Consider the following 7097-nt stretch of genomic DNA (forward strand, 5'->3'; position numbering starts at 1 on the left):
TCATGACCTCTTATCAAGAATTACAAGGTTTTGCCAAGCCCCATTTAAAAGCGGCACATATTATTCAAAGCGATGCAGAAGCATTGGAGATTGCCACACAACTAAGTCAGCAGTTTAAACAAAATGCGGTGGAACGCGATGCAAATCGGGACTTGCCCTTTACAGAAATCGAAGCGTATAGCCAGTCAGGTTTATGGGCAATTACCGTACCTAAACAGTACGGTGGTGCAGAAGTTTCCAGCCTAACCGTAGCTAAAGTGATTGCGCTGTTTAGTGGTGCGGATGGTTCAATCGGTCAGATTCCACAAAACCATTTTTATGCATTGGAAGTATTACGCAATACTGGTACGGAAGCGCAAAAGAAACGCCTCTATCAAGAAGTATTACAAGGTGCACGTTTCGGTAATGCGCTGGCGGAATTTAAAACCCGCACTTCCGCACATAAACAAACCACCTTAATTCCAAGCGAAAACGGTTATCTGATTCAAGGAGAAAAGTTTTATTGCACCGGTAGTCTGTTTGCACATCGTATTCCAACCTTAGTGGTGGATGAAACGGGTAATGAGTTTCTGGCTTTTGTGCAACGTGATAGTGAAGGCTTAGAACTGATTGATGACTGGTCTGGCTTTGGGCAACGTACCACAGGCAGTGGTACAGTCAAATTTAATCAGGTCTTTGTTGCCAAAGAGGATGTGATTGCTTTTGATACTGCGTTTAAGCAACTGTCTTTGGTTGGCCCATTTGCTCAAATCATGCATGCAGCGATTGAAGTCGGCATTGCCCGTGCAGCTTTTGAAGAAACACTAGAACGTGTGCGTGTCGCCCGCCCTTGGATTGATGCCAATATTGATTCCGCCACTCAAGATCCCTTAACTCTATCTGAGCTGGGTCGTGTGGCAACCGATGTTAAAGCCAGCGAATTACTCCTTAAACAAGCAGCTCGATCTGTCGATATCGCCAAACAGGATCTTAATCCTGAGACATTAGCCAGAGCATCGATTGATGTGGCAAAAGTACGTGCGCATAGTACTGAAACTGCATTAAAGGCATCATCGAAATTGATTGAATTAGCTGGCAGCCGTGGCAGTCAACGTGCTGATGGTCTTGATCGTCATTGGCGTAATGCACGTGTACACACCTTGCATGATGCTGCACGCTGGAAATATTACTTCATCGGTAATTATGTGTTGAATGGCATTCTGCCTCCACGTCGGGGGACATTGTAATGACTCAAACGACTGCAAAGAAAATTTTACTGAACGCCTTTGATATGAACTGCGTCGGTCATATAAATCATGGCTTATGGACGCATCCGCGTGATCAATCACATCGCTTTAATGAACTGAATTATTGGACTGAATTGGCACAAACTTTAGAACAAGGTTTGTTTGATGGCTTATTCCTTGCAGATATTACAGGTGTTTATGATGTCTATCAGAATGGGATTGATCTGACCTTAAAAGAGTCGATCCAGTTACCCAGCCATGATCCCTCTACCCTGATTTCAGCCATGGCTTTGGTCACGCAAAATTTGAGTTTTGGTGTCACAGTCAATCTCAGCTACGAACAGCCCTACCAGTTTGCACGGCGTTTTGCCAGTCTTGATCATTTAACCCAAGGTCGTTTGGGCTGGAATATTGTCACTGGCTATTTGGACAGTGCCGAACGCCTGATTGGACAAAAAGGCTTAAAAGATCATGATGCACGTTATGATCAGGCCGAGGAGTTCTTACAGCTTTGCTATCAATATTGGGAAGGTTCCTGGGAAAATGACGCCTTAAAGAAAGATAAGCAACAGCGTGTTTTTACTGACCCCAATAAAGTCCACTTGATCAATCATCAAGGTCAATATTACCAAAGCCAAGGTGTGTTTCAAGTTGCGCCTTCGATTCAACGTACCCCAACACTCTTCCAAGCAGGTGCTTCACCGAAAGGACTACAGTTTGCCACGCGTCATGCCGAATGTATTTTTATTGGTGGTGATCAACCCGAAAAGATTCGTCAACAAGTCAATAAAATACGTCTACAAACAACACAGCAAGGTCGAGATCAAGATGCGATTAAAATCTTTGTCGGCATTACCGTGGTTGTGGCTGAAACACATGAACTTGCCCAGCAAAAACTGGCTGAATATCGTCAATATGCCAGCCCTGAAGCAGGATTAGCGCATTATGCCAGTTCCGTCGGCATCGACCTTGCTAAGTTTGAGGATGATGAAGCGATTCCCTATCAAAAGAGCAATAGCATTGCTTCCGTTAATGAGAAGTTTAAAGAACAGCGCATCAGCAAAAATGATCTGAAAGCACAGCATGTTTTGGGTGGACGTTATCCGCTTATTGTTGGCAGTGGTGCTGAAGTTGCTGAATATCTCATTGAACTACTCGATCAAACTGGCATTGATGGTTTTAACCTAACTCGTACGGTTGCACCTGAATCACACCATGATTTCATTCGACTGGTGATCCCTGAGTTACAGCAACGTGGACGTTATAAAACTGAATATGCCACAGGTTCATTACGCAATAAGCTTTTTGCCCAAGGGGACCATTTAGCTGCCAGCCATCCTGCTGATCAGTTCCGATGTAGCAAATATAAAAATAGCAACGAATTGAAAATAATTGAAAACCTAAGTGCTTAACTAAATAAAGAATTGGAGAAATATATGGCTCAAACAGCCTCTAAAAAATGGCTCGGTATTGGCTTGGTCGTTGTTGTTGCGATTATTACCTTATTGATTTGGAATAAACAAAGACAGAACCAAAGTAGTGAACTGGTGATTGGAATTAGCCCTTCTTTTGCTCACCCACTGCAAATTGCAGCGGATGAAGCCAAACAGCAAGGTTTAAATGTCAAATTGGTTGAGTTTTCCGACTGGAATACGCCTAACATTACCTTAAATCATGGTGATATTGATGCGAACTTTTTCCAGCATCAGCCCTTTTTAGATAATGCCATTAAAGAAACTGGCTTTAAATTAAAGTCATTTGCTGCGGGTGCAGCTTCGCATGTTGGACTGTATTCAAAAAAATATAAAAGTTTTGATGAACTGCCAAATGGTGCAACTGTTGCGATTCCGAATGATCCTGTCAATCAAGGTCGTGCACTCCTGCTTTTACAACAAGCCAAGCTGATTGAACTTAAAGACAGTAATAATCACCTTTCTGCACTCAAAGACATTACCGCAAATCCGAAGAACCTGAAATTTACCGAAGTTGAAGGCCCTCAAACTGCACGTGCTATTGATGATGTTGATCTCGCTTTTGGCTATCCACATTACTTACGTTTAGCCAAAACGGCTGATCCTGAAAGTGCCTTATTGTTTGATGACAATACCAATAAACGTTATGCGATTTTATTTGTGGTGCGTGATGATTATCAGGACAAAGACAACAAACTACAGAAGTTTGTCGAGATTTATCAAAACTCAGCAAAAGTGAAAGCGGCCTTGGATAGCGATTTTGGTCCAACGCTATGGTTCCCTGGTTGGAAATAAGGAGAACGATGATGGTGAGTTTTGGTTCACAGGTCGATTTTTCAGCCCCACATCTGAAAATACGCGGTTTAAATAAGTTTTATGAGGTACAGGGCCAACGCTTACATGCCTTAAAAGACATTCATCTCGATATTCCCAAAGCACAGATTGTTGGGATTATTGGAAAAAGCGGTGCGGGTAAATCCTCCCTACTCCGCACCCTCAATGGACTGGAGTCAATTGATACTGGCAGCATCCTGATTCATCAACAAAATATTGCTGAACTCAGCCATGCCGAGTTGATCAAAACTCGGCAGAAAATTGGCATGATTTTTCAGCATTTTAATTTGATGTCTGCCAAAACAGTATGGGAAAACGTGGCTTTACCGCTACGTATTGCGGGTTATGACAAAGCTGAGATTGAACAACAGGTCAGTGAGGTACTGGCGTTGGTGGGATTAGAAGCAAAGAGAAATGATTACCCAGCTCAACTGTCTGGTGGACAGAAACAACGGGTTGGTATCGCGCGGGCCTTGGTTTCTCAGCCTGAAATCCTGCTCTGTGATGAAGCCACTTCCGCACTGGATCCTGAAAGTACCGCCAATATTCTGTCCTTATTAAAACAGATCAACCGTGACCTTGGTTTAACCATTGTCTTGATCACCCATGAAATGCAGGTCATCCAAGAAATTTGCGATCAAGTGATTGTGATTGATCAGGGTAAAATCGTTGAAGCTGGGCAAGTCTGGTCAGTATTTTCCAATCCACAACAACAAATCACACAGGAATTACTCAACTTTGAACAGGTGAATTTACCCTTTGAGTTGAGCCAAACCATTTTGCCTGAGAGTACGCATCAGATTTTAAAATTGAAATATGTCAGTGAATCGAAATCGGTGCCTGATTTATATGAACTATTGGATGGCTTTAATAGCCCCGTTCAGGTCTATCACAGTCAGGTAGATAGCATTCAGCAGCGTACCATCGGCTCATTGATCATCGGGATTCGCAATCTCGACTTTAATCTGAACAGCGCCCAATTTGCAAAACATCCTGCAATAACACAACTTGAGGTGATCGGTTATGTACAATCAACTCATTGATCTGTTACTCACAGGCACTACCGATACTTTAATTATGGTCGGTGTTTCTGCGATTCTCGCCTTTTTGATTGGTCTGCCAATTGCTTTGATTTTGGTGAGTACTGCTGATTTTGGGATTTATCCTTCAAAGAAAATTAATCAGTCCTTAGGCTGGATCATTAACATCACTCGATCAGTCCCCTTCCTGATTTTGATGGTGGCTCTGATTCCATTTACCCGCTGGATCGTCGGCACCAGTTACGGTGTCTTGGCTGCGATTGTACCGTTGACCATCGCTGCTATTCCGTTCTTCGCCCGTATTGCGGAGGTCAGCCTACGTGAAGTCGATCAAGGGTTGATTGAAGCAGCACAAGCGATGGGCTGTAACCGCAAGCAGATTCTTTGGTATGTATTGCTTCCTGAAGCTTTGCCGGGGATTGTTGCAGGCTTTACCGTGACCATTGTGACCATGATCAGTTCTTCTGCCATTGCAGGTGCGATTGGTGCAGGCGGTTTGGGCGATATTGCCTATCGTTACGGCTATCAACGTTTTGATATGCAAGTCATGCTGGCAGTGATTTTAGTTCTGATTGTTTTGGTTATGTTGGTACAAACGACAGGTGATAATATTGCTAAACAACTCGATAAACGCAAAGTTTAAGCTCGAAATAAAAAACCGCACTCGCCATGACCTGACTTTGTCATGGCTTTCATGTAAAATCAGCAGCAATTTTTAAATAATACATTTGTGAGTGGTTTCATGGGTTTTAATTGCGGTATTGTTGGTCTGCCAAACGTAGGTAAATCTACATTATTTAATGCATTAACAAAGGCAGCGATTGCTGCTGAAAACTTTCCGTTCTGTACCATTGAACCAAACACAGGCATTGTCCCTGTTCCAGATCCACGTTTAGACAAACTTACAGCAATTGTTAAACCACAACGTGTTATTCCTACTACCATGGAATTCGTTGATATCGCAGGTTTGGTTGCTGGTGCTTCAAAAGGTGAAGGTTTGGGTAACCAATTCCTTGCTAACATCCGTGAAACTGATGCAATCGCACACGTAGTACGTTGTTTTGAAGATGAAAACGTGATTCACGTAAATGGTAAAATTGACCCATTAGATGACATCGCAACCATCAATACTGAACTTGCACTTGCTGACCTTGATACTGTTGCAAAAGCATTACTACGCTTAACTAAAGCAGCAAAAGGTGGCGATAAAGAAGCAATCGCAACCAAAGCAGCTTTAGAAAAAATCCAACCTTTACTTGACGAAGGTAAACCAGCTCGCGCTGCTGATCTTTCTGATGACGAACGTAAAGCTGTTCGTGGTTTTGGTTTAATGACACTTAAACCAACTATGTATATTGCAAACGTTGCAGAAGATGGTTTTGAAAATAACCCTCATCTTGACGCAGTAAAAAAACTTGCTGCTGAAGAAAATGCGATTGTTGTACCACTTTGCAATCAGATCGAAGCTGAAATTTCATTACTTGAAGATGAAGACCGTGCTGAATTCTTAGAAGCAATGGGTATGGAAGAGCCAGGTCTAAACGTAGTGATTCGTGCGGGCTATAGCTTACTTGGCTTACAAACTTATTTCACTGCAGGTGTACAAGAAGTTCGTGCTTGGACAGTTAAAGTGGGTGCGACTGCGCCACAAGCTGCTGGTGTGATCCACACTGATTTTGAAAAAGGTTTTATTCGTGCTGAATGTATTTCTTACGATGACTTTATTCAATACAACGGTGAAAACGGCGCGAAAGAAGCAGGAAAATGGCGGCTAGAAGGTAAAACTTATGTCGTTCAAGACGGTGATGTTCTTCACTTCCGCTTCAACGTTTAAATCAAAGTTTTGATTTCCAAACCGCCAATTTGACCTGATTGGCGGTTTTTTTATTCATTCAACACAATATTAAGTGATAGTTTGCGTTTTCATATCCATTTCAGCACGTTTCATTTGTGCTTCTTTTAAAATACGCTGATGTAATGGTTTGCGGAAACCCAGCATAAAAATAAATTCAGCTAAAACAAACAATGGTCCGATGGCTAATCCAATCAAATCATCAACAAATGCGGGTTTTTTCTTCTCAAAATAATGCCCAATGAATTGAAATACCCAACCCACTACGAAAATACCAATACTTGCTCCTAACCAACTCCACATCGGTAATGCTGCTATTTTTATGGCAAGTGGATATACTGCAATAAATATAATCAGCATTAAAATCCCAAATAGCTTATCCAGTGAAATATAGTAAATCGTACTTAATAGGATCAGTATCGATGCCAAAGTCACTGAAACGCTAGAAATTTCCACGCCAGCGCGAGCAGTTAAGCATAAAATTGAAAAAACAATTAAAGGAATCCCTATAAAATGGGTCAAAATATTATTTCGATCTAAGTGATAAGCCGCGTATTGACTTAGTAGACGTTCCAAATTTGTCATTTTTCATTTCTCCGATTACTTCTATATGTTATTAATCTATAAGAAAACAAAAGACAAAGTTGTCATGTAGCTGACAAATGGAACTAAA

Annotated in this window: 7 protein-coding genes; 6 read left to right on the forward strand and 1 reads right to left on the reverse strand. The window is 41.9% G+C overall.

Going from position 1 to position 7097, the window contains the following annotated elements:
* Positions 1-2: 2 nt before the first annotated feature.
* The 6 genes from HMPREF0023_RS04275 to ychF all read left to right on the forward strand — a co-directional run bounded on the left by HMPREF0023_RS04275 (position 3) and on the right by ychF (position 6406).
* Positions 3-1226, forward strand: coding sequence for an SfnB family sulfur acquisition oxidoreductase (locus HMPREF0023_RS04275; protein ID WP_017396093.1), 1224 nt, complete (start codon positions 3-5; stop codon positions 1224-1226).
* A complete protein-coding gene (locus HMPREF0023_RS04280; protein WP_008941279.1) occupies positions 1226-2638 on the forward strand; it encodes an LLM class flavin-dependent oxidoreductase in 1413 nt (470 codons plus the stop codon). The genes HMPREF0023_RS04275 and HMPREF0023_RS04280 overlap by 1 nt, the downstream gene beginning before the upstream one ends.
* A 24-nt stretch (positions 2639-2662) precedes the next feature.
* Positions 2663-3493 (forward strand): MetQ/NlpA family ABC transporter substrate-binding protein, encoded by an 831-nt coding sequence (locus HMPREF0023_RS04285; protein ID WP_008941280.1) that lies wholly within the window; start codon positions 2663-2665, stop codon positions 3491-3493.
* Between the two features lie 11 nt (positions 3494-3504).
* Positions 3505-4575, forward strand: a complete 1071-nt coding sequence (locus HMPREF0023_RS04290; RefSeq protein ID WP_017396094.1) for a methionine ABC transporter ATP-binding protein — start codon at positions 3505-3507, stop codon at positions 4573-4575.
* Positions 4556-5215, forward strand: a complete 660-nt coding sequence (locus HMPREF0023_RS04295; protein ID WP_008941282.1) for a methionine ABC transporter permease — start codon at positions 4556-4558, stop codon at positions 5213-5215. Before HMPREF0023_RS04290 ends, HMPREF0023_RS04295 begins: the two co-directional genes overlap by 20 nt.
* Before the next feature lie 99 nt (positions 5216-5314).
* Positions 5315-6406 carry a redox-regulated ATPase YchF gene (ychF, locus tag HMPREF0023_RS04300; RefSeq protein ID WP_004639352.1) on the forward strand — a complete coding sequence of 364 codons (1092 nt, stop codon included), beginning with the start codon at positions 5315-5317 and terminating at the stop codon, positions 6404-6406.
* A 69-nt stretch (positions 6407-6475) separates the two neighbouring features.
* On the opposite strand, the gene HMPREF0023_RS04305 is transcribed toward ychF, so the two are convergent.
* On the reverse strand, positions 6476-7009 hold the full coding sequence (locus tag HMPREF0023_RS04305) for a DUF962 domain-containing protein (protein ID WP_008941283.1): 534 nt from the start codon (positions 7007-7009) through the stop codon (positions 6476-6478).
* Positions 7010-7097: the final 88 nt, after the last annotated feature.

It is taken from the genome of Acinetobacter sp. ATCC 27244, assembly GCF_000156555.1.
Taxonomy (GTDB): domain Bacteria; phylum Pseudomonadota; class Gammaproteobacteria; order Pseudomonadales; family Moraxellaceae; genus Acinetobacter; species Acinetobacter haemolyticus.

What these genes read in the sequence shown, in the direction of transcription:
- HMPREF0023_RS04275 (WP_017396093.1), top strand. Translation starts at nt 3, where the DNA reads ATGACCTCTTATCAAGAATTACAAGGTTTTGCCAAGCCCCATTTAAAA.
- HMPREF0023_RS04280 (WP_008941279.1), top strand. Translation starts at nt 1,226, where the DNA reads ATGACTCAAACGACTGCAAAGAAAATTTTACTGAACGCCTTTGATATG.
- HMPREF0023_RS04285 (WP_008941280.1), top strand. Translation starts at nt 2,663, where the DNA reads ATGGCTCAAACAGCCTCTAAAAAATGGCTCGGTATTGGCTTGGTCGTT.
- HMPREF0023_RS04290 (WP_017396094.1), top strand. Translation starts at nt 3,505, where the DNA reads ATGGTGAGTTTTGGTTCACAGGTCGATTTTTCAGCCCCACATCTGAAA.
- HMPREF0023_RS04295 (WP_008941282.1), top strand. Translation starts at nt 4,556, where the DNA reads ATGTACAATCAACTCATTGATCTGTTACTCACAGGCACTACCGATACT.
- ychF (WP_004639352.1), top strand. Translation starts at nt 5,315, where the DNA reads ATGGGTTTTAATTGCGGTATTGTTGGTCTGCCAAACGTAGGTAAATCT.
- HMPREF0023_RS04305 (WP_008941283.1), bottom strand. Translation starts at nt 7,009, where the DNA reads ATGACAAATTTGGAACGTCTACTAAGTCAATACGCGGCTTATCACTTA.